Annotated in this window: 17 protein-coding genes; 12 read left to right on the plus strand and 5 right to left on the minus strand. The window is 68.8% G+C overall.

Going from position 1 to position 20,143, the window contains the following annotated elements; genetic code table 11:
- Positions 1-7 precede the first annotated feature (7 nt).
- The 8 genes from AB7E83_RS17130 (at position 8) to AB7E83_RS17165 (ending at position 6,163) form a co-directional block, all read left to right on the plus strand.
- Positions 8-643: a DUF4126 domain-containing protein gene (locus AB7E83_RS17130; protein ID WP_428571576.1), complete on the plus strand. Its 636-nt coding sequence runs from the start codon at positions 8-10 to the stop codon at positions 641-643.
- Positions 644-650: 7 nt separating this feature from the next.
- Complete coding sequence (locus AB7E83_RS17135) at positions 651-2,636, plus strand: acetyl/propionyl/methylcrotonyl-CoA carboxylase subunit alpha (RefSeq protein WP_428571578.1); 1,986 nt, start codon at positions 651-653, stop codon at positions 2,634-2,636.
- Between the two features lie 16 nt (positions 2,637-2,652).
- Positions 2,653-3,573 carry a 2-hydroxyacid dehydrogenase gene (locus tag AB7E83_RS17140; protein WP_428571580.1) on the plus strand — a complete coding sequence of 307 codons (921 nt, stop codon included), beginning with the start codon at positions 2,653-2,655 and terminating at the stop codon, positions 3,571-3,573.
- A 64-nt stretch (positions 3,574-3,637) separates the two neighbouring features.
- The gene (locus tag AB7E83_RS17145) at positions 3,638-4,546 is read left to right on the plus strand and encodes a hydroxymethylglutaryl-CoA lyase (protein WP_428571581.1); all 909 of its coding nucleotides are present in this window, start codon (positions 3,638-3,640) and stop codon (positions 4,544-4,546) included.
- Between the two features lie 85 nt (positions 4,547-4,631).
- Positions 4,632-5,126 (plus strand): YbaK/EbsC family protein, encoded by a 495-nt coding sequence (locus AB7E83_RS17150; RefSeq protein WP_428571583.1) that lies wholly within the window; start codon positions 4,632-4,634, stop codon positions 5,124-5,126.
- Positions 5,123-5,341: a DUF1289 domain-containing protein gene (locus AB7E83_RS17155; protein WP_428571585.1), complete on the plus strand. Its 219-nt coding sequence runs from the start codon at positions 5,123-5,125 to the stop codon at positions 5,339-5,341. Before AB7E83_RS17150 ends, AB7E83_RS17155 begins: the two co-directional genes overlap by 4 nt.
- Entirely contained in the window at positions 5,338-5,967 is a 630-nt protein-coding gene (locus AB7E83_RS17160) for a 2-hydroxychromene-2-carboxylate isomerase (protein WP_428571587.1), read from the plus strand. Before AB7E83_RS17155 ends, AB7E83_RS17160 begins: the two co-directional genes overlap by 4 nt.
- Before the next feature lie 55 nt (positions 5,968-6,022).
- The gene (locus AB7E83_RS17165; protein ID WP_428571589.1) at positions 6,023-6,163 is read left to right on the plus strand and encodes a hypothetical protein; all 141 of its coding nucleotides are present in this window, start codon (positions 6,023-6,025) and stop codon (positions 6,161-6,163) included.
- A 7-nt stretch (positions 6,164-6,170) separates the two neighbouring features.
- Here AB7E83_RS17165 and AB7E83_RS17170 read toward each other — a convergent pair whose 3' ends face one another.
- Entirely contained in the window at positions 6,171-7,298 is a 1,128-nt protein-coding gene (locus AB7E83_RS17170; protein ID WP_428571591.1) for an ABC transporter substrate-binding protein, read from the minus strand.
- Positions 7,299-7,482: 184 nt separating this feature from the next.
- Between AB7E83_RS17170 and uvrA the strand changes: the two genes are divergently transcribed.
- The 3 genes from uvrA to AB7E83_RS17185 are packed head-to-tail and all read left to right on the plus strand — an operon-like array spanning position 7,483 to position 14,969.
- Positions 7,483-13,362: an excinuclease ABC subunit UvrA gene (gene uvrA / locus AB7E83_RS17175; RefSeq protein ID WP_428571593.1), complete on the plus strand. Its 5,880-nt coding sequence runs from the start codon at positions 7,483-7,485 to the stop codon at positions 13,360-13,362.
- Between the two features lie 13 nt (positions 13,363-13,375).
- Positions 13,376-14,200, plus strand: coding sequence for an FkbM family methyltransferase (locus AB7E83_RS17180; protein WP_428571595.1), 825 nt, complete (start codon positions 13,376-13,378; stop codon positions 14,198-14,200).
- Positions 14,201-14,204: 4 nt separating this feature from the next.
- Positions 14,205-14,969, plus strand: coding sequence for a gamma-glutamyl-gamma-aminobutyrate hydrolase family protein (locus AB7E83_RS17185; RefSeq protein ID WP_428571597.1), 765 nt, complete (start codon positions 14,205-14,207; stop codon positions 14,967-14,969).
- A gap of 7 nt (positions 14,970-14,976) precedes the next feature.
- Here AB7E83_RS17185 and AB7E83_RS17190 read toward each other — a convergent pair whose 3' ends face one another.
- The 4 genes from AB7E83_RS17190 to AB7E83_RS17205 all read right to left on the minus strand — a co-directional run bounded on the left by AB7E83_RS17190 (position 14,977) and on the right by AB7E83_RS17205 (position 18,989).
- Entirely contained in the window at positions 14,977-15,771 is a 795-nt protein-coding gene (locus tag AB7E83_RS17190) for an HAD family hydrolase (RefSeq protein WP_428571599.1), read from the minus strand.
- A gap of 14 nt (positions 15,772-15,785) precedes the next feature.
- Entirely contained in the window at positions 15,786-17,423 is a 1,638-nt protein-coding gene (locus AB7E83_RS17195) for a peptide chain release factor 3 (RefSeq protein WP_428571601.1), read from the minus strand.
- Positions 17,424-17,517: 94 nt separating this feature from the next.
- Positions 17,518-18,591, minus strand: coding sequence for an ATP-dependent DNA ligase (locus AB7E83_RS17200; RefSeq protein ID WP_428571603.1), 1,074 nt, complete (start codon positions 18,589-18,591; stop codon positions 17,518-17,520).
- A 23-nt stretch (positions 18,592-18,614) separates the two neighbouring features.
- Positions 18,615-18,989 (minus strand): nuclear transport factor 2 family protein, encoded by a 375-nt coding sequence (locus tag AB7E83_RS17205; protein ID WP_428571605.1) that lies wholly within the window; start codon positions 18,987-18,989, stop codon positions 18,615-18,617.
- 173 nt (positions 18,990-19,162) lie between these two features.
- Here AB7E83_RS17205 and AB7E83_RS17210 point away from each other — a divergent pair, with 173 nt between their 5' ends.
- Positions 19,163-20,134: a Bug family tripartite tricarboxylate transporter substrate binding protein gene (locus tag AB7E83_RS17210; RefSeq protein ID WP_428571607.1), complete on the plus strand. Its 972-nt coding sequence runs from the start codon at positions 19,163-19,165 to the stop codon at positions 20,132-20,134.
- Positions 20,135-20,143 lie beyond the last annotated feature (9 nt).

Here is a 20,143-nt window from a genome sequence, read left to right on the forward strand (position 1 = left end):
GCAGGGCATGGACGCGGTCGCCCACCTTCTCGATGCGCCGCAGCTGCTTGCGCTGGCCGCCGCGCTCGGCTGGGCGAGCGGCGTGCGGCTCTATGCGGCGGTCTTCCTCGTCGGCGCGGCGGGCTTTCTGGGCTGGGTCGACCTGCCGTCCGGCTTGCACGTGCTTCAGCATCCCGGCGTGTTGGTGGCGAGCGGCTTCATGTTCGCCGTGGAGTTCTTCGCCGACAAGATCCCGTGGATCGATTCGGTGTGGGACACGCTGCATACGCTCGTTCGCATCCCCGCCGGCGCCGCCCTGGCCGGCGCCGCACTCGGCGCCGACGGGCAGGCCATGACCTGGATCGCCGCGCTGCTGGGCGGCACGCTCGCTGCGACAAGCCACGCGACCAAGATGACCACGCGCGCGGCGGTCAACACTTCGCCGGAGCCCTTCAGCAACGTGCTCGTCTCGCTGTTCGAGGACGGCTTCGTGGTCTTCATGCTGTGGCTCGCGGCCACGCATCCGCTTCTCTTCGCGCTCGCGCTCGCCGTCACCCTCGCCGTGTCGGTGCTTCTGCTGGTGCTGCTCGTGAAGTTCCTGCGCAAAGTGGCGAACGCCATTTCCGAATTCATGCACGGCCGCACCGCGCCGCGCCCGTACTGAGGCTTCCATGTTCCACAAGATTCTCATTGCCAACCGCGGAGAAATCGCATGCCGTGTCGCTGCCACCGCGCGCCGCCTCGCGATCCGCACCGTCGCCGTGTACTCCGACGCCGACGCGCGCGCCAAGCACGTGCAGGCCTGCGACGAGGCCGTTCACATTGGCGGCAGCGCGCCGCGCGACAGCTATCTGCGCTGGGAGGCGATCATCGAGGCCGCGAAGGCCACGGGCGCCGAGGCGATCCATCCCGGCTACGGCTTCCTCTCGGAGAACGAGCAGTTCGCGCAGGCGTGCGCGCAAGCCGGCCTCGTCTTCATCGGCCCTCCCGCCTCCGCCATCCAGGCGATGGGCCTGAAGGCCGAGTCGAAGCAGTTGATGGAGAAGGCCGGCGTGCCGCTCGTGCCGGGCTATCACGGCTCGGACCAGGACCTGGCGCTGCTGAAGGGCGAGGCCGCGCGCATCGGCTACCCGGTGCTCATCAAGGCGAGCGCGGGCGGCGGCGGCAAGGGCATGCGCGCCGTCGAGCGCGAGGAGGACTTCGATGCGGCGCTCGCCTCGTGCAAGCGCGAGGCCGCCAACAGCTTCGGCGACGACGCGGTGCTGATCGAGAAGTACGTGCAGCGGCCGCGGCACATCGAGATCCAGGTGTTCGGCGACACGCAGGGCAACTGCGTCTACCTGTTCGAGCGCGACTGCTCGGTGCAGCGCCGCCACCAGAAGGTGCTGGAGGAGGCGCCCGCGCCGGGCATGACCGAGGCGATGCGCAAGCAGATGGGCGAGGCTGCGGTGGCCGCTGCGCGTGCCGTGAACTACGTGGGTGCCGGCACGGTGGAATTCATCGTCGAGCAGCGTGCCGCCGGCATGGACTTCTTCTTCATGGAGATGAACACGCGGCTCCAGGTTGAGCATCCGGTGACGGAGGCGATCACCGGACTCGATCTCGTCGAATGGCAGTTGCGCGTCGCGGCGGGCGAGCCGCTGCCGATGAAGCAGGACGAGCTGAAGATCGTCGGCCATGCGATCGAGGCGCGCATCTGCGCCGAGAACCCGGACAACAACTTCCTGCCGGCGACCGGCACGCTGCGCGTGTACCGCAAGCCGCCCTGCGCGGCGTTCCAGCGTTCGGCGGTGCGCATCGACGACGGCGTGCGCGAGGGCGACGAGATCTCGCCCTTCTACGACTCGATGATCGCCAAGCTGATCGTGCACGGCAAGACGCGCGAACAGGCGCTGGCGCGGCTCGACGAGGCGCTCGCGCAGACGCGCATCGTGGGCCTGGCGACCAACGTGCAGTTCCTGCGGCACGTCGTGAGGAGCCGCTCGTTCTCTCAGGCCGATCTCGACACCGCCTTGATCCCGCGCGAGCAGGCTGTGCTGTTCCACCAGGAGCCCGTGGGCCTGCCGCTCGCCGCCGCCGCGGCCGTCGCGTCCACGCTGCTCGAGGAGAGGACGCTGGAAACGCCCGATCCGTTCAGCCGCCGCGACGGCTGGCGCTCGCACGGCGCGTTCACGCGACGATTCGAGTTCGACTTCAACGGCGCGCACGAGAAGGCGGAGCTCACCTACCTGCACGACGGCGCCTTGCACCTGCGCGTCGGCGAGGTCGCGGCGCCGCTTGCCTTCGCGGCGCAGGGCGACGCGATCGAGCTGCACTACGCGGGCGAGCGCGAAACCGCGCACGTGCATGCGATCGGCGAAACCGATCATGTGTTCCTCGCGCGCGGCGCGACGCAGATCGTGTCGCTCGACCTGCTCGCGCATGCCGGCGAGGCGCAGGCCGAAGGGGGCCGGCTCACCGCGCCCATGCCGGGCAAGGTGCTCTCGTTCGCCGTGAAGGCCGGCGACACGGTGAGCAAGGGCCAGGCGCTCGCCGTGATGGAGGCAATGAAGATGGAGCACACCATCGCCTCGCCGGCCGATGGCACGGTGGCCGAACTGCTGTATGCGCCCGGCGACCAGGTGGCCGAGGGCGCCGAATTGCTGAAACTGTCCTGAGCGGGGCGCGAGCGCGATGCGGATCATCTTCTACGGCAATCACAACAAGTCCGCGCCCTGGATCGCGGCCTTGCAGGCCGCGCTGCCGGGTGCGGAGATCGAGGCGTGGCATCCCGGCGCGGCCCCTGCGGACCACGCGGTGCTGTGGGGGCCGCCGCAGCAACTGTTCGACGAACAGCCGCGCCTGCGCGGCGTGTTCAACATGGGCGCGGGCGTCGACGCTTTCCTGCACCTGAAGCTGCCGCCGCAGGCGGTGCTCGTGCGACTGGAAGACGCGGGCATGGCGACGCAGATGGCGGAGTACGTCTGCCAGGCCGTGATCCGCCACTTCCGCGATATCGACTTCTACGAGCGCGAGATGGAACAAGGCCGCTGGAGCTTCAGGAAGCCGCTGGCGCGCAGCGATTTTCCCGTTGGCGTGATGGGCCTGGGCGTCCTCGGGTCGCGGGTCGCGCAGGCCGTGGCGCACTTCGACTTCCCCGTCGCCGGCTGGAGCCGGTCGCGGCACGAGATCGAAGGCGTCCGCTGCCATTGGGGCGCGGACCAGCTCGACGAATTCCTTGCCGCGACACGCATCCTCGTGTGCCTGCTGCCGCTCACGCCGCAGACCGAGAATATCCTGTCGCGCGCGACGCTGTCGAAGCTGCGGCCCGGCGGCTATCTCGTCAACGTCGCACGCGGTGCGCACGTGGTCGACGAGGACCTGGTGGCCTTGCTCGACGAGGGGCACCTTGCCGGCGCGACGCTCGACGTGTTCCGCACGGAGCCGCTGCCCCAGGGTCATCCCTTCTGGAATCACCCGAAGATCGTGATGACGCCGCACGCTTCGGCGCGCACGCTGCGCGAGGAGACCGTGGCGCAGATCGCGCGCAAGATCGTGGCGTTCGAGCGCGGCGAAGCCATCGGCGGCATCGTGGACACCGGTCGCGGTTACTGAGCGCGCGCGGTGCCGTTGGCACAATGACACCCGAAACCCCCTCGGGATCGACTCGGAAAACATCATGAACTACCCCCGCAAGGTCAAGCTCGTCGACGTCGGGCCGCGCGACGGTTTGCAGAACGAAAAGCAGCCCGTCCCCGCCGACGTGAAGATCCGGCTCGTCCAGATGCTGCAGGACGCCGGTCTGCGCGAGATCGAAGTCACCAGTTTCGTGTCGCCGAAGTGGGTGCCGCAGATGGCCGACGCGGCCGAGGTCATGGCCGGCATCGAGCGGCGGCCCGGCGTGCGCTACTCCGTGCTGACGCCGAACATCAAGGGCTTCGAGAGCGCCGTCGAATCCAGGCCGGACGAGATCGTCGTGTTCGGCGCGGCCAGCGAAGCGTTCAGCCAGAAGAACATCAACTGCTCGATCGCCGAGAGCATCGAACGCTTCGCGCCGGTCGTCGAGGCGGCGCGCGCGAAAGGCATTCCGGTGCGTGGCGCGATCTCCACCACGGTCGGCTGCCCCTACGAAGGCGAGATCGCCCCGTCGCGCGTCGAGATGGTCGCGCGTCTCATGAAGGAGATCGGCGTGCAGCACGTCGGCGTGTGCGACACCGTGGGCGTGGGCACGCCGCGCAAGGTGCAGGCCGCGATGGAGGCGGCGCTGAAGCACTATTCGATCGACGACGTGTCGGGCCATTTCCACGACACTTATGCGCAGGCCTTGCCGAACACGCTGGCTTCGCTGCAGATGGGCGTGTGGCAGTTCGATTCGTCCGTCGCCGGCCTCGGCGGATGCCCCTACGCGAAGGGCGCGACGGGCAACGTGGCGACCGAGGACGTCGTGTACATGCTGCACGGCATGGGCATCGAGACCGGCATCGACCTCGACAAGCTGGTCGATGCGGGCAACTACATCAGCGAATTCCTCGGGCGCAAGTCGCAGTCGCGCGCGGCCACGGCGATCCTGAACAAGCGGGCGGGATGATGAGCGACGCCGGGCCGCCCCAAGTCGCGAAGGCCCCCTCGGGGGGCAGCGCAGTACACGAAGTGACAAGCGTGGGGGCTCCGTGATGTGCGGTGCAGAGCTGAAGAGCTTGCCCGACGGCGTGCAGCGCGTCGCGCAGGTCCTGCAGCAGAAGAACCATCCCCATGCGCCGGTCATGCTCCACGACGCCGCGCGCACCGCGCAGCAGGCGGCCGATGCGCTGGGCGTTGCCGTCGGCCAGATCGCCAAGAGCATCATCTTCCGGCGCAAGTCGGACGGCGCCGCCGTGCTCGTGATCGCCTCGGGCGATCGGCGCGTGGACGAGAAGAAGGTCGATGCGATCGTCGGCAAGACCGGCCGCGCCGACGCGGAGTTCGTGAAGGAAAAGACCGGCTTCTCCATCGGCGGCGTGTCGCCCATTGCGCATGCGGAAGCACCCGTCACGCTGATCGACCGCGAGCTGTTCCGGTTCGAGGAGATCTGGGCCGCGGCGGGACATCCGCACGGCGTGTTCAGGCTGAGGCCGCAGGACCTCGAACGTCTGACCGGCGCACCGGTCGCCGACGTAGCCCGCGAATGAGTGCATCGGCCACGCTCCTGCTGGCGCGTTCGCGCACGCTGCGCGCGGGCGAAACCGTCCCGTCGCCCTGCCTTTCGGTCTGCCGCATGACGCCCGACCGCCGCCTGTGCGAGGGCTGTTTCCGCACCCTCGACGAAATCGCGGCGTGGAGCACGATGAGCGATGAGGACAAGCGCGATGTGTGGCGCGCGATCGCGCAGAGGGCGGCGACATGAAGCAGATCACCTTCCACCTCGATTTCATCTCGCCGTACGCCTACCTCGCGTTCGAGCGATTGCCGCAGGCCTTGCAGGGGCTGAGTTACGCGGTGGAGTACCGGCCCGTGCTCTTCGCGGGCTTCCTGAAGCACTACGGGCAACTGGGTCCCGCGGAGATCGGGCCCAAGCGCGACTGGACCTACCGCCAGGTCCTGTGGCAGGCGCATTCGCATGGCATCGCGATGCAGATGCCTGCCGCGCATCCGTTCAATCCGCTGGCCCTGCTCCGCCTCGCTGTGGCCTGCGGCGCGAACCGCCATGTGTGCGAGACGCTGTTGCGCCACGTCTGGCGTGGCGGCGGCGATCCCCTGGATGCGACGCGGCTGGCGGACCTGCAGGCCGCGCTCGCACCGGGCCGCGACCCGGCCGGCGAAGAGGTGAAGGTCGAACTGAAGCTGAACACCGAGCAGGCCGTGGCCGAAGGTATCTTCGGCGTGCCGACGCTCACGGTCGACGGGCGGCATTTCTGGGGCGCCGACGCGCTGCCGATGCTGCGGGCCTACCTCGACGGCGACCCCTGGTTCGCCGCCGGCGGGGCCTGGGACGAATTGGCGAAGTTGCCGGGTCTGCAGCGTCCGCGATAAGTTTCGCGAAAGGCGCAGCGCCTAGATTCCGCTCCAACCCAAGGAGACCGGAAACATGTGGAAGATCGCCATCGGATTCGCCGCGTTCGCGGCGCTGGCCCTGTTCGTCATCGTGAAAGGCGGCGACAAGATCGACATGGGCGGCGAAAAGCACGGCACCGAAGCCGTTCACGCGCCCGCGGAAACGAAGAAGTAGCCGCGCGTCAGCGCACGAAACGCCCCTCGAAGTCGACGATGGAGAGGTCGGTGAAGTCCAGGCCCGTGTGGTCGTTCGGCGAGTAGCTCACCTCGAGGCCGCCGAGGTTGTAGCTGGACATCGCCTCGAGCGCAGCCTGCAGTTTCTCGCGCGTCGGGTTCTTGCCAGCGCGGCGCAGCCCTTCGACCAGCACCTTCGCGGCGGCAAAGCCTTCGAGCATCGCCGGCGACAACGCCATGTTTTTCGCCTTCGCGAGGTCGAGCGCCTCCTTCACCATCGGAGAGGCGATGGAGCGCTCGTTGGGGAACACCTGCGTCACCATCACGCCGCGCGCGTGGTCGCCAAGCAGCTTGATGAATCCCGACGATGCGTTGTTCGAGAGGGTGACGACCTGGGCCGCCGACTTCGCGGCGCGCAGCGCACGCACGCCGTCCGCGACGCCCTTGGCCGAACCCATCCACAGCACCGCCTGCGCCCGCGCCGCCGAGATCGGCGGAATGATCTGCGCGTAATCGGGCTGGTTGCGGTCGGCGCGGAGCACTGCGGCCGGACTGAACTTGAGTCGCGAGAAGCCCTTGTTCGCGCCTTCGAGCGCGTCGCGGCCGAAGGAGTCGTCCGCATGCACGACCGCGATGCGCTGGATGCCGAGCGTGTGCAGGTGCTCCACGGCCTTCTCGGCCTCGCGCTGGTAGGTGGCGCGCACGTTGAACACGCGCTTCTTCACGGGGTGATGCAGCACCATCGCGCCGGTCGAGGGCCCGATCAGCGGGACGCCGTGCTGCTCGATGACCGGCAGCAGCGCTTCGGAGTTGGGCGTGCCGCGCGTGAGGAAGATCGCGAGCACGCCGCGCTCGACGATCAGCTGCGTCGCGTTCTTCGCGCCGAGCGCGGGCTCGAATTTGTCGTCCACGGAGACCAGCTCCACGGTCTGCCCGTTGACGCCGCCGCGCGCATTGACGGCATCGATCCAGAGACGTGCGCCGTCGGTGGTCTCCTTGACGCCCGTGGCCACCGGGCCGGTGAAGCCCGCGGTCTGGCCGATCAGGATCTGCGCGCGGGCGTCGGTGAACAAAGCGGCGAGCGCGAAGGCGATGGCGCAGGCCCAGGTGCGGCCTTGGCGGCTGTCGAACTGCATGAAAGTCTCCTGGTCGGTGTTTGAAACTATTTGTTCCTTGTGTTCGTTGTAGTGGGGGATAGGTCTTTTGACAACGAGGGGAGACTTTTGTATGGCTGTACCCCCATGACAGGCCTTGTCAGTGCGCGGTCCCTAGAATGTTTGGCCCCCTCCCTCCCTCACCGGCCTCCAGGGCCTCCTACGCATGACCCAGGGACTGATCCGCATCCGCGGCGCCAGACAGCACAACCTCAAGAACCTCGACGTCGACTTCCGCACCGGCGAACTCACCGTCGTGACAGGCCCCAGCGGCTCGGGGAAGTCGAGCCTCGTGTTCGACACGCTCTTCGCCGAGGGGCAGCGCCGCTACGTCGAGACCTTCTCGGCCTACGCGCGCCAGTTCCTCGACCGCATGGACAAGCCCGCGGTCGACCAGGTCGAGGGTGTGCCGCCCGCGATCGCCATCGACCAGACGAATCCGGTGCGCTCCTCGCGCTCGACGGTGGGGACGATGACGGAGCTGAACGACCACCTGAAGCTGCTGTTCGCGCGGGCGGCCCAGCTTTTCGACCGGAAGACGGGGCTGGCGGTGCGGCACGATTCGCCGGAGACGATCTATGCCGAGCTGATGGCGAGGACGGTCGGGAGCGATCCGAGGCTGGTGGTGACGTTTCCGGTGGAGTTGCCGGCGGCGACCTCGGCGGAGGAGGTGCAGCAGTGGCTCGCTGCGAGTGGGTTTACGCGCGTGCAGGCGGAGCGCACTGTGGAATTGGGGTCAGAGCCCAATTTCGTGCCGAAATCGGGATCTGACCCCAATTCCGGGGCCGGGCGTGCGACCACGGCGCAGGCGCGAAAAGTGCTCGACGTCGTCGCGGACCGGTTCCGGATCCAGGGCGTCGAGAAGGCGCGGGCGATCGAGGCGATCGAGGTTGCGCTCAAGCGCGGCGCCGGAAGGCTCTGGGTCTACGTCGGGGACGAGGGCGCCGAGGTGTGGAAGTTCTCCACCGGCCTGCACTGCCCGGAAAGCGATATCCGCTACGCGGATCCGGTGCCGTCGATGTTCTCGTTCAACTCGCCCGTGGGCGCGTGCGAAGCCTGCCGGGGCTTCGGCCGCGTCATCGGCGTCGACTACAACCTCGTCATTCCCAACGACAAGCTCACCCTGCGCTCCGGCGCGGTGAAGGTGTTCCAGACGCCCGCCTGGGCCGAGAACCAGGACGACCTGATGCGCCACGCCGAGTCCGCGGGCATTCCGCGCGACACGCCCTGGTACAAGCTCACGCCCGAGCAGAAGCACTGGGTGATCCACGGCACGCCCGGCTATCGCGACGGGCAGTGGAACAAGCAGTGGTACGGCATCCGCCGCTTCTTCGGCTACCTGGAATCGAAGGCGTACAAGATGCACATCCGCGTGCTCTTGTCCAAGTACCGCAGCTACACGCCGTGCGAGACCTGCGGCGGCGCGCGCCTGAAGACCGACAGCCTGCTGTGGCGCCTCGGCGGCAAGGCGGAGGCCGATGCCGTGCTCGATCCCTCGAAGCGCTTCATGCCGGTGGGCGTCGCGTGGAGCCGCGAGCAACTCGAAGCGCTGCCCGGCTTGTGCCTGCACGACCTGATGCTGCTGCCCATCGACCGGCTGCGACGCTTCTTCGACCGCGTGGAGCCCGAGGCCGAAGCGCATGCGGCCAGCGGCGAACTGCAGGCGCTCAGGCTGCTGTTCGAGGAGATCACCACGCGGCTGCGCTATCTGGTCGACGTCGGCATCGGCTACCTCACGCTCGACCGCCAGAGCCGCACGCTGTCCGGCGGCGAGGTGCAGCGGATCAACCTCACGACGGCGCTCGGCACCTCGCTCGTCAACACGCTCTTCGTGCTCGACGAGCCCAGCATCGGGCTGCACCCGCGCGACATGAACCGCATCACGCAGGCCATGCAGCGCCTGCGCGACGCGGGTAACACGCTGGTGGTGGTGGAGCACGATCCGGCCGTGATGATGGCCGCCGACCGCATCATCGACATGGGCCCCGGGCCCGGCGAGCGCGGCGGGCAGATCGTGTTCGACGGCACGACGCAGCAGCTGCGCCGCGCGGACACGCTCACGGGCGCTTACCTCGGCGCGCGCAAGCATGTGGGCATGGGCTTCAAGCGCGCGGTGACGGATGCGACGCCGCGCCTCGTGCTCGAAGGCGCGCGCGAGCACAACCTGCGCGACGTGTCGGTGGAGTTCCCGCTGCAGCGGCTGGTGTGCGTCACGGGCGTCTCGGGCTCGGGCAAGTCGTCGCTGATCCAGGACGTGCTGGCGCCCGCGCTGCTGCGGCACTTCGGCCGCGCCACCGATTCGCCCGGTGCGCACGACCGCCTGCTGGGCGCCGACCACCTGGGCGACGTCGTATTCGTCGACCAGTCGCCCATCGGCAAGACGGCGCGCTCCAACCCGGTGAGCTACGTCGGGGCGTGGGACTCCATCCGCGAAATCTTCGCCAACACATCCCTCGCGAAACAGCGGGGCTACACGGGTTCGAAGTTCAGCTTCAACTCGGGCGACGGCCGCTGCCCGACCTGCGGCGGCTCGGGCTTCGAACACGTCGAGATGCAGTTCCTCTCCGACGTCTACCTTCGCTGCCCCGACTGCGACGGCAAGCGCTATCGCCCCGAGATCCTGGAGGTCGCTATCGAACGCAAATCGGCGACGGGTTCCGGTTTCCGAGTCATGAATGTCGCCGACGTGCTGGAGCTCACGGTGAGCGAAGCCGCGGCGCTGTTCGCGAACGACCGCGACGTGATCCGCGCGCTGCAGCCCATCGTCGACGTCGGCCTCGAATACGTGAAGCTCGGCCAGCCCGTGCCCACCCTGTCGGGCGGCGAATCGCAGCGGCTCAAGCTCGCCGGCTTCCTCGCGGGCGCGGCGAAGTCCACGCCGGTTTCGCGGCAGGGCCTCGCGAGCAAGGGCACGCTGTTCCTGTTCGACGAGCCGACGACCGGCCTGCATTTCGACGACATCGCCAAGCTGATGCGCGCCCTGCGCAAGCTGCTGGAGGCGGGCCATTCGCTGATCGTCATCGAGCACAACCTCGACGTGATCCGCGCGGCCGACTGGCTCGTCGACCTCGGCCCCGAGGGCGGCGACGGCGGCGGCCTGGTGGTTGCGGAAGGCGCGCCGGAGGACGTGAAGCACCACGCGACCTCGCACACCGCGAAAGCCCTGCGCGAGTACGACGGCACGCTCGGCATGCGTGCCGGCGAGGAAGTCGTGCCCTATCGCGAACGCCGCGCGGAACCCGCCAAGGCGATCCAGATCGTCAACGCGCGCGAGCACAACCTGAAGTCGATGTCGGTCGACATTCCGCACAACAAGTTCAGCGTCGTCACCGGCGTCTCGGGCTCGGGCAAGTCGACGCTCGCGTTCGACATCCTCTTCAACGAAGGCCAGCGCCGCTATCTCGAATCGCTCAACGCCTATGCGCGCAGCATCGTGCAGCCGGCCGGCCGGCCCGAGGTCGACGCGGTCTACGGCATTCCGCCCACGGTCGCCATCGAGCAGCGCCTGTCGCGCGGCGGGCGCAAGTCCACGGTCGGCACCACCACCGAGACCTGGCACTTCCTCCGCCTGCTCTACGTGAAGCTGGGCGTTCAGCACTGCGTGCGCGATGGCGCGGAGGTGCGCCCGCAGACGCCCGACAGCATCGTCGCGCAGATCATGAAGCGCTACCGCGGCCACCACATCGGCCTGCTCGCGCCGCTCGTGGTCAACCGCAAGGGCGTCTACACCGAGCTCGCCGACTGGGCGCGGCCGCGCGGCTACACGCACCTGCGGGTCGACGGCAACTTCCTGCCGACGACCGGATTCCCGCGCATCGACCGCTTCAAGGAGCACACGATCGAGTTGCCGGTGTGCGACCTCGACGTCACGCCGGCGAACGAGAACCTGCTGCGCGAGAAGATCGCGCTGGCGCTGGAGCACGGCAAGGGCGTGCTGCACGTGCTCGCGCCGCTCGACGGCCTGCGCGCGGTGTTCCACACGGGCAAGCACGATGGCGTCGGCCGTATCGAGGTGTTCTCCACGCTGCGCGCGTGCCCGGTGTGCGCCACCAGCTACCCCGAGCTCGACCCGCGTCTCTTCTCCTACAACAGCAAGCACGGCTGGTGCCCCGAATGCGTGGGCACCGGCGTCAAGCTCACGCGGGAGCAGCGCAAGGCGTTCGACGACACCATCGTCACCGCCGAAGGCGACAAGGGCCGCGAGCAGACCTTCGCCGAACCGGAGGTCGAAGACCTGACCGACGAGGCCTGCCCCCACTGCAAAGGCGCGCGCCTCAACCTGCAGGCGCGCGCGGTGAAGTTCGACGGCACCGGCATCGCCGAAGTCGCGGCACTCTCGGTGCGCGAGGTGCGCCACTGGGTCGAGGGCCTGCAGGCCAGCGGCGCGATGACGCAGCGCGAGCAGGGCATCGCGCGCGACCTGATTCCCGAAATCCGCAGCCGGCTGGAGTTCCTCGAAGAGGTCGGCCTCGGCTACCTCACGCTCGACCGCGGCGCGCCGACCCTGTCCGGCGGGGAGGCGCAACGCATCCGGCTCGCCGCGCAGCTCGGCTCCAATCTGCAGGGCGTCTGCTACGTGCTCGACGAGCCGACCATTGGCCTGCATGCCCGCGACAACCAGATCCTGCTGGACGCGCTGCACAAGCTCGGCGGCAAGGGCAACACGCTGGTGGTGGTGGAGCACGACGAGGACACGATCCGCCGCGCCGACCACATCATCGACATCGGCCCGAGTGCGGGCAAGCGCGGCGGCCGCCTGGTGGCGCAGGGCAGCGTCGACGACGTGCAGAAGGCCGGGGATTCGCTCACCGGCCGCTATCTCCTGCATGCGATGCGCCATCCGCTCAAGCCGCGCCGCGACATGTCGGCGCCCGCCGTCGAAGTCGGCTTGCCGGTGCTCGAGACGCCTGTGCCCATCGCCAGGGGCAAGAAGCCGCGTTCGCTGCTCGCGCAGATCGCCTCCGGCCTGGAGGAAACGACGCGCATGCAGGCGCTGCACCTGCGCGGCGCGAACCTGCACAACCTCGACAACGTCGACGTCGACGTGCCGCTGCGGCGCCTCGTCGCGGTCACGGGCGTCTCGGGCTCGGGCAAGTCGACGCTCGCGCGCGACGTGCTGCTGCACAACGTGCAGGCGGCGGTGCAGCAGCGCACGACGAAAGCGGGCCGCGACGCGGATGACGCGGGCAAGCGGCCGAAGTGGAGCGGCTGCACGTCGGTCGACGGCTACCAGGCCATCGACCGCGTGCTGGAAGTCGACCAGACCCCCATCGGGAAGACGCCGCGCTCCTGCCCCGCCACCTACATCGGCTTCTGGGACACGATCCGCAAGCTGTTCGCCGACACGCTCGAGGCGCGCGCGCGCGGCTACGGACCTGGCCGCTTCTCGTTCAACACCGGCGAAGGCCGCTGCCCGCTGTGCGAAGGACAGGGCGTGCGCACCATCGGCATGAGCTTCCTGCCGGACGTCAAGGTGCCGTGCGAAGCCTGCCGCGGGGCGCGCTTCAACCCCGAGACGCTCGCCGTCACATGGCGCGGCAAGAACATCGGGGACGTGCTGCGCATGGAGGTCGACGAGGCGGTGGAGTTCTTCGCTTCCATGCCGAACATCTCCCATCCGCTGCAGCTGCTGCGCGACGTCGGCCTCGGCTATCTCACGCTCGGCCAGCCGTCGCCCACGCTGTCGGGCGGCGAGGCGCAGCGCATCAAGCTCGTGACCGAGCTGTCGAAGGTGCGCGACGACGTGACGCGGCGAGGGCAGAAGGCGCCGCACACGCTGTACGTGCTCGACGAACCCACCGTCGGCCTGCACATGGCGGACGTCGAGAAGCTGATCCGCGTGCTGCACCGGCTGGTGGACGGCGGCCACAGCGTGATCGTGATCGAGCACGACCTCGACGTGATCGCCGAGGCCGACTGGATCATCGACCTCGGACCAGAAGGCGGCGCGCAGGGCGGCAAGGTGGTCGCGGCCGCGTCGCCCGAGGAGGTGGTGGCGCTCGGCACGCACACGGGCGTGGCGCTCGCGCCGGTGCTGGCGCGGTAGACTGGGCGGCACCATGGCACTGCCGTCACGCCCCATCGCCTTCGTGCTCGCGTCGTCGAACCACGGCACGATGATCCTGAACCGCAACGACGTCGCGGGGCCGGAGCATGCGCGCATCGGCGTCGGCTGGCAGATCCTGTCGCGCTCGGCGTTCGATCCGCAGGAGGTCGACCTGGCGCACGTGCTGCTCGACTGGCGGCGCCGTTCGTTCGGCGACGGCGTGGTCGCGATCGACGGCGGCGCCAACATCGGCGTGCACACGATCGAATGGGCGCGCCACATGCACGGCTGGGGCCGCGTCCTCGCCTTCGAGGCGCAGGAGTTGGTCTTCTATGCGCTGGCCGGCAACATCGCGATCAACAACTGCATGAACGCGAGGGCGCGCTGGGCCGCGCTGGGCGAGCGGCCGGGCGAGATCGCCATTCCGCAGCCCGACTATCACCGCGCCGCCAGCTTCGGCAGCCTGGAGCTGAAGGAGCGCGCGAACAACGAGCGCATCGGCCAGGCCATCTCGTACCAGGCGGGCGACATGGTGAAGACGCCGATGACGTCCGTCGATGCGCTCGCGCTCGACCGGCTCGACTTCTTCAAGCTCGATGTGGAAAGCATGGAGCTCGAGGTGCTGCGCGGCGCGCGCGAGACGCTCGCACGGCATCGTCCGATCCTGCTCGTGGAGGTCATCAAGTCCGACGCGAACGCGCTGCAGGCATTCGCCCGGGAGCTCGGCTATGCGACCTGGGTGCTCGGCATGAACATGCTCGCCGTCCATGCATCCGACCCTCTGACGCAGGATATCCGCGTCGAAGGCAACCAGCTTCATTTCGGGCGCGTGGCCTGAGTCCATGGCGACGCACAAGCCCCTGGTCTGGCTGCCGGCCTGCCACCGCAACCTCGACCTGTCCGACCCGGGCGGCTACACCGTGCTCGCCGACCGCTATGCGGCGGCCGTCACGGCGCTCGGTCTCCAGCCGGTGCTCTTCCCGATGGCCGGTGCGGCCGACGTGCCGGAACTTCTTCCGCTGGTCGATGGTGTGCTGCTGACGGGTTCGCCGTCGAACGTCGAGGCATCCCATTTCGGAGCGAGCGCGCTGCCTACCGATCTGCTCGATCCGCGCCGCGATGCGCTGACCATGGTGCTCGTGCGCACGGCCATCGAGGAGGGCGTGCCGCTCTTCGGCGTGTGCCGCGGACTGCAGGAGATGAACGTCGCGCTGGGCGGTAGCCTGCACCAGGCGGTGCATTCGCAGCCGGGGCTGATGGACCACCGCGAACCCGACGACGAACCGCTGGAGGTGCAGTTCGCCGAGCGGCACGAGGTGGCGCTCGAACCCGGCAGCGCATTCGCCGAATGGGCGGGCGGCACGCAGGCGCAGGTGAATTCCCTGCATGGCCAGGGCATCCGGGACCTGGGCCGCAACCTCGTCGCCGAAGCGCGCGCGCCCGATGGCCTGGTGGAAGGCGTGCGCGTGAAGGATGCGAGGGCGTTCGCCTATGGCGTGCAGTGGCACCCGGAGTGGCGGCACGAGCAGCACCGCTTCTACGACCGCACGCTGCGTGCGTTCGCCGATGCCTGCGTGGCCCATCGGCAGCGCAAGACCGGCGGCTGAAGTTGCCTCAGCGCGCGGCCAGGATCGCGCGAGCCAGCTCCGCGAAACCCGCGCCGCCTTCGGACGGGGTGACCCATGCGGGGCTCTGGTCCGCAGGCAGGTTGAACTTCCGCACGTTCGCAACGCCGACGGCATTCGGCACATAGGCGAACATCGGCGCGTCGTTGGGCGAGTCCCCCGCGAAGGTCACGCGATCCTTCTGCGCCTCGAGTTCCATGCCGCAACGCTCCCGCAGGTAGAGGTGCGCCATCGACAGCTTGTCGTACTCGCCGAACCAGCCGTTGACGTGGATCGAGCTGACCTTGGCGGTCATGCCCGCTTCTTCCATGAGCGCCACGATGCGCTGGATGTCGGCGGCGGGAAGCGGCGGCACGTCTTCGCAGAAATCGATCGCGATGTCGTAGAGGCGGCAGAACTGATCGGATGCGGCCGCGCAGCCAGGGACTTCGCGCAGGATGCGGGCCTTGACGTCGGCAAGCTTTTCCGCATTGACCGCGCGGGTTGGTTCGTCGGCGACGTGACGCGACTTCAGCCTGCGGGCCTCGGCGTCGTACCAGAGGTAGAAGGCGCCGTTCTCGCCGATCACCGCGTCCACCGGCCACATGCGCGCGATGTGGTCGCACCAGCCGGCGGGCCGGCCGGTGACGAGCACCACGCGCACGCCCGCGTCCTTGAGGGCCTGCAGCGCGCCGTAGGCCTCGACGGTGAGGCGGCCTTCCGTCGTCAGGGTGTCGTCGATGTCGCTGAAGACGGTGTGGATGGCGGCCGCGACCTCGCGCGGCATGTCGGCCAGCGGTTTCATCCGGGAGCCCGAGGTCATTGCGCGTTGTGCAGCGCAAGTCCCGCATGCTCGCGCAGCGGATGGAAATGGATCTTCGGAAAGCGTTCCTGCGCCAGTCGGACGTCGTACGGCGACGTGCAGAGATACGCCAGCGCATCGGCCGCGTCGCGCGCCATGCGCTGCGGGTATGCGTCGACGAAGGCCTTCAGCTCCGCGGCCGAGTCCGCCGTGATCCAGCGCGCACCGGTGTAGGGGCAACTCTCGAGCCGCACGTCGCAGTCGTACTCCGCTTTCAGGCGGTGCTGCACCACTTCGAACTGCAACTGGCCGACCGCGCCGAGCAGCATCGGCCCGCCGATCTCGGGGCGGAAGACCTGGATCGCGCCCTCTTCGCCGAGCTGCGCGAGGCCCTGCTGCAACTGCTTGGTGCGCAACGGATTCTTGAGGATGACGACCTGGAACAGCTCCGGCGCGAAGAACGGCAGGCCGGTGTACTGCAGCGCGACGCTGCCGTCGGTGATGGTGTCGCCGAGCTGGACGCCGCCGTGCGTGGTGAAGCCGATGATGTCGCCGGCGTACGCCTCGTCGACCGCCTCGCGCCGCTGCGACAGGAACGTGACGACGGAGGTGGGCCGCAGCTCCTTCGACGTGCGCTGCACCTTCAGCTTCATGCCCGGCGTGTACTTGCCCGAGGCCATGCGCACGAAGGCGATGCGGTCGCGGTGCGAGGGGTCCATGTTCGCCTGCACCTTGAAGACGACGCCGGAAAATGCCTCGTCGTCGGGCTCGACGATCTTCTCCTGCAACTGCTTGCTCACCACCACCGCGCTTTTGCGCGACTGCGGCGGCGGCGCGAGGTCGACGAGCGCGTCCAGCACCTCCATCACGCCGAAGTTGTTGACGGCGGAGCCGAAGAACACGGGCGTCTGCTTCGCCGCGAGGAATGCGGCATGGTCCCACTCGGGCGACGCGCCCGCGGCGAGCTCCATGCTTTCGGCGGCCTGCTCGTATTCGGCGCCGAAGCGCTTCTTCAGTTCGGCGGCGTCGGACAGCGGGATCGCATCGAAGTCCTGCGGCCGACGCTCGCTGCCGGACTCGAAGACCGTCATCGCCTGCGTGCGCAGGTTCATGATGCCGCCGAAGGACTTGCCCTTGCCCACGGGCCAGGTCATCGGCACGCAGGGCATGCCGAGCTCGCGCTCCACCTCGTCGAGGATGTCGAGCGGCTCGCGCACCTCGCGGTCCATCTTGTTGACGAAGGTGATGATGGGCGTGTCGCGCTGGCGGCAGACCTCGATGAGGCGCCGGGTCTGCGCCTCCACGCCGTTCGCGGCATCGATCACCATCAGCGCGGAGTCGACCGCGGTGAGCACGCGGTAGGTGTCCTCGGAGAAGTCCTTGTGGCCGGGCGTGTCGAGCAGGTTCACGACGTGGTCGCGGTAGAGCATCTGCATGACCGACGACGCGACGGAGATGCCGCGCTGCTTCTCGATCTCCATCCAGTCGCTCGTGGCATGCCGCGAGGCCTTGCGGCCCTTCACCGCGCCCGCGATCTGGATCGCGCCGGAGAACAGCAGCAGCTTCTCGGTGAGCGTGGTCTTGCCCGCATCGGGGTGCGAGATGATGGCAAAGGTGCGGCGGCGCCGGGTTTCGGCGGCAAGGGGCGAGGACACGGGGGACTCCGGGGAAAGCAGAAATGGCCGAGCTGCCGCGGGTGGCGGCAGCCGGCTGCGTATTGTGCCTTCCGCGGCCGCGGAGGGCGAAGCCTCAGCCGAAGATCTTCGCCAGCTCGAAGGGCGTCGTCACCTCCAGCTGGTCGTAACGGCAGTCCGCGGGCGCCTTGTCCGGCCGCCAGCGCAGGAAGGTCGCCGCGTGCCGGAAGCGCATGCCTTGCAGGTGGTCGTACTTCACCTCCGCCACGCGCTCGGGTCGCAGGGCTTGCCAGCTCAGGTCCTTGTCGCCGCTCCAGCGGCTTTGCGCGCCGGGCAGGCGTTGGCCGTCTTCGGCCGACTCGTCGTCTCCGGCGCGCCAGGGGTGATTTTCGAGCGCGCCTTCGCGCAGGGACGCGAGTTCGTCGACGAGCGTCTGCCGCATCTCCAGCGTGAAGGAGGAGGCGACGCCCACGTGGTGGAGCACGCCGGCTTCGTCGTACAGGCCCAGCAGCAGCGAGCCGATCGCGTCCTCGTGGTCCTTGTACCAGCGGAAGCCGGCGACGACGCAATCGGCCGAGCGCACGTGCTTGATCTTCAGCATGGCGCGCTTGGCCGGCTGGTAGGTTGCGCTCTCCAGCTTCGCGATCACGCCGTCGAGCCCCGCGCCTTCGAACCGTTCGAGCCATTGCTGCGCCTCCGCACGGTCGCGCGTGACCGGCGTCAGGTGCAGCGGGGACTTCGGCTTGCCGAGCAGGCGCTCCAGCCGCTCGCGCCGCTGCGCCTGCGGCAGCGTCATCGTCGACTTGCCGCCCGCGGCAAGCAGGTCGAAGGCGACGAAGCTCGCCGGCGTCTCCTTCGCGAGCCGCGCGATGCGCGACGGCGCGGGATGGATGCGCTGCTGGAGCGCGTCGAAGTCGAGCGCGCTGCCGCGCACCACGACGACTTCGCCGTCGAGGATGCAGCCCTTGGGCAGCACGGCCGCCAGCGCTTTCTCGAGCTCGGGGAAATAGCGGTTGAGCGGCTTCAGGTCGCGGCTCTGGATGACGATGCCGTCCTTGTTCGAGAACACGATGGCACGGAAGCCGTCCCATTTCGGCTCGAACAGGAAGCCGTCCGCCGCCGGCAGCTCGGCGGCGACCTTGGCGAGCATGGGTGCGATGGGCGGGGTGGGCATGGAAGGAGTGACCATGCACCCCTTCTACCACTTCGCGCTCAGGCGGGATCGCGGATCGGCGTGGACTGCCAGCTCGCGAACTTCCAGCCCTGCGCCGTCGCCACCCACACGGCGGTGAATCTCAGGTGCAGCTGCAACGCCCGTCCGCCGACGACCGCATCGATGTCGACGTCGCCATTGACGACGGCGCAATCGCCGAACAGGCGCACGACCTGCGAGGTCGCGTCGATCTTCTCGTAGCGCGTCGTGCCCGCTCGCGCACCCTCGAGCACCTGCTCGCGCGATTCGCGGCGGCCCGAAGAGTGGATCCACAGCAGCTCGGGGTGGTACAGCTCGGAGAGCGCCGCCACGTCGCGTTGCAGCATCCCGGCGCGGCGCCGGCTTTCGAGTTCGACGATGTCGTTCGTGTTCATGGCCGCGATGTTCCCCGCTCGCCGCCCCCTTCGCCATGACATCGATTTATGGCCCCGCATAAGGCAGGTTGATGCGCGTAACGCAAGCGACGAAAAGATCGAAGCTCGGCTTCCGCAGGCCGTTGAAAGCGGCTACATTCCGGCGCAATCGACGAACCGAATCAGGAGTGCCCATGCGCCGCGTTTCCAATTTCTTCCACGCGTGCGCGCTCGTCGCCGCCGCATCGTTCGCCGCGCCGTCTTCGGCGCAGGACGCCTTTCCGAGCCGGACGATCCGCATCGTCGTCGGCACGGCCGCCGGCGGATCGAGCGACGTGACCGCGCGCGTGCTCGCGACGCAGTTGCAGGCGGACCTGAAGCAGCCCGTGATCGTCGAGAACCGCGCGGGCGCATCGGGGGCGATCGCCGCGGCCTTCGTCGCGAAGGCGCCGCCGGACGGCTACACCATCCTGTTCGGCACGGGCTCCACGAACGTCATCGCGCCGGCGATGACCAAGGACATCGCGTACGACCCGATCAAGGATTTCTCGCCCCTCGTCTTCGTCGGCCGCGCGCCCTTCGTGCTCATCACGGGCCGCGAGTCGAAACTGCGCACGCTCGCCGACGTCGTCGCCGCCGCGCGGGCACGGCCCGGGCAGGTCACGTTCGGCACGACCGGGCCCGCGACGGTGTACGAGATCGCGGCGCTCACGCTCGAATCGCTCGCCAACGTGAAGTTCAATCACATCCCCTACAAGGGCTTCGTTCCTCTGCAGGTCGACGTGGCCAGCGGACTCGTCGACGTCGCCGTCGGCCCCATCGACGGCTTCGTGAAATCGGACAAGGTCCACGTCGTCGCCTCGCTGGGCTCGAAGCGCGCGGCCGAACTGCCGAACACGCCGTCCGCGGGCGAGGCGGGCATGGCGGGCTTCGACGTTCCCGTGTGGGCGGCGCTGTGGGCGCCCGCCAACACGCCCCGACCCGTCGTGCAGGCGCTGCATGCGTCGCTGCGCAAGGCGCTCGCGCGCAAGGACGTGCAGGACTCGATCCAGGCCACCGGCATCTATGTCGAGCCGGGCGACGAGGCCATGCTGCGCAAGACGGTCGAGGATCAGTTCGAGGGCGTCAAGGCCCTCATGCGCAAGAACGGCATTCAGCCGCAGTAGCGCAGGATC

Source organism: Ramlibacter sp. (assembly GCF_050250995.1).
GTDB lineage: Bacteria > Pseudomonadota > Gammaproteobacteria > Burkholderiales > Burkholderiaceae_C > Ramlibacter.

Excerpts from the sequence above, each read along its gene's own strand:
- AB7E83_RS17170 (WP_428571591.1), bottom strand. The coding sequence starts at position 7,298 with ATGCAGTTCGACAGCCGCCAAGGCCGCACCTGGGCCTGCGCCATCGCC.
- AB7E83_RS17140 (WP_428571580.1), top strand. The coding sequence starts at position 2,653 with ATGCGGATCATCTTCTACGGCAATCACAACAAGTCCGCGCCCTGGATC.
- AB7E83_RS17150 (WP_428571583.1), top strand. The coding sequence starts at position 4,632 with ATGTGCGGTGCAGAGCTGAAGAGCTTGCCCGACGGCGTGCAGCGCGTC.
- AB7E83_RS17145 (WP_428571581.1), top strand. The coding sequence starts at position 3,638 with ATGAACTACCCCCGCAAGGTCAAGCTCGTCGACGTCGGGCCGCGCGAC.
- AB7E83_RS17135 (WP_428571578.1), top strand. The coding sequence starts at position 651 with ATGTTCCACAAGATTCTCATTGCCAACCGCGGAGAAATCGCATGCCGT.
- AB7E83_RS17185 (WP_428571597.1), top strand. The coding sequence starts at position 14,205 with ATGGCGACGCACAAGCCCCTGGTCTGGCTGCCGGCCTGCCACCGCAAC.
- AB7E83_RS17205 (WP_428571605.1), bottom strand. The coding sequence starts at position 18,989 with ATGAACACGAACGACATCGTCGAACTCGAAAGCCGGCGCCGCGCCGGG.
- AB7E83_RS17165 (WP_428571589.1), top strand. The coding sequence starts at position 6,023 with ATGTGGAAGATCGCCATCGGATTCGCCGCGTTCGCGGCGCTGGCCCTG.
- uvrA (WP_428571593.1), top strand. The coding sequence starts at position 7,483 with ATGACCCAGGGACTGATCCGCATCCGCGGCGCCAGACAGCACAACCTC.
- AB7E83_RS17130 (WP_428571576.1), top strand. The coding sequence starts at position 8 with ATGGACGCGGTCGCCCACCTTCTCGATGCGCCGCAGCTGCTTGCGCTG.
- AB7E83_RS17180 (WP_428571595.1), top strand. The coding sequence starts at position 13,376 with ATGGCACTGCCGTCACGCCCCATCGCCTTCGTGCTCGCGTCGTCGAAC.
- AB7E83_RS17210 (WP_428571607.1), top strand. The coding sequence starts at position 19,163 with ATGCGCCGCGTTTCCAATTTCTTCCACGCGTGCGCGCTCGTCGCCGCC.
- AB7E83_RS17200 (WP_428571603.1), bottom strand. The coding sequence starts at position 18,591 with ATGGTCACTCCTTCCATGCCCACCCCGCCCATCGCACCCATGCTCGCC.
- AB7E83_RS17160 (WP_428571587.1), top strand. The coding sequence starts at position 5,338 with ATGAAGCAGATCACCTTCCACCTCGATTTCATCTCGCCGTACGCCTAC.
- AB7E83_RS17155 (WP_428571585.1), top strand. The coding sequence starts at position 5,123 with ATGAGTGCATCGGCCACGCTCCTGCTGGCGCGTTCGCGCACGCTGCGC.
- AB7E83_RS17190 (WP_428571599.1), bottom strand. The coding sequence starts at position 15,771 with ATGAAACCGCTGGCCGACATGCCGCGCGAGGTCGCGGCCGCCATCCAC.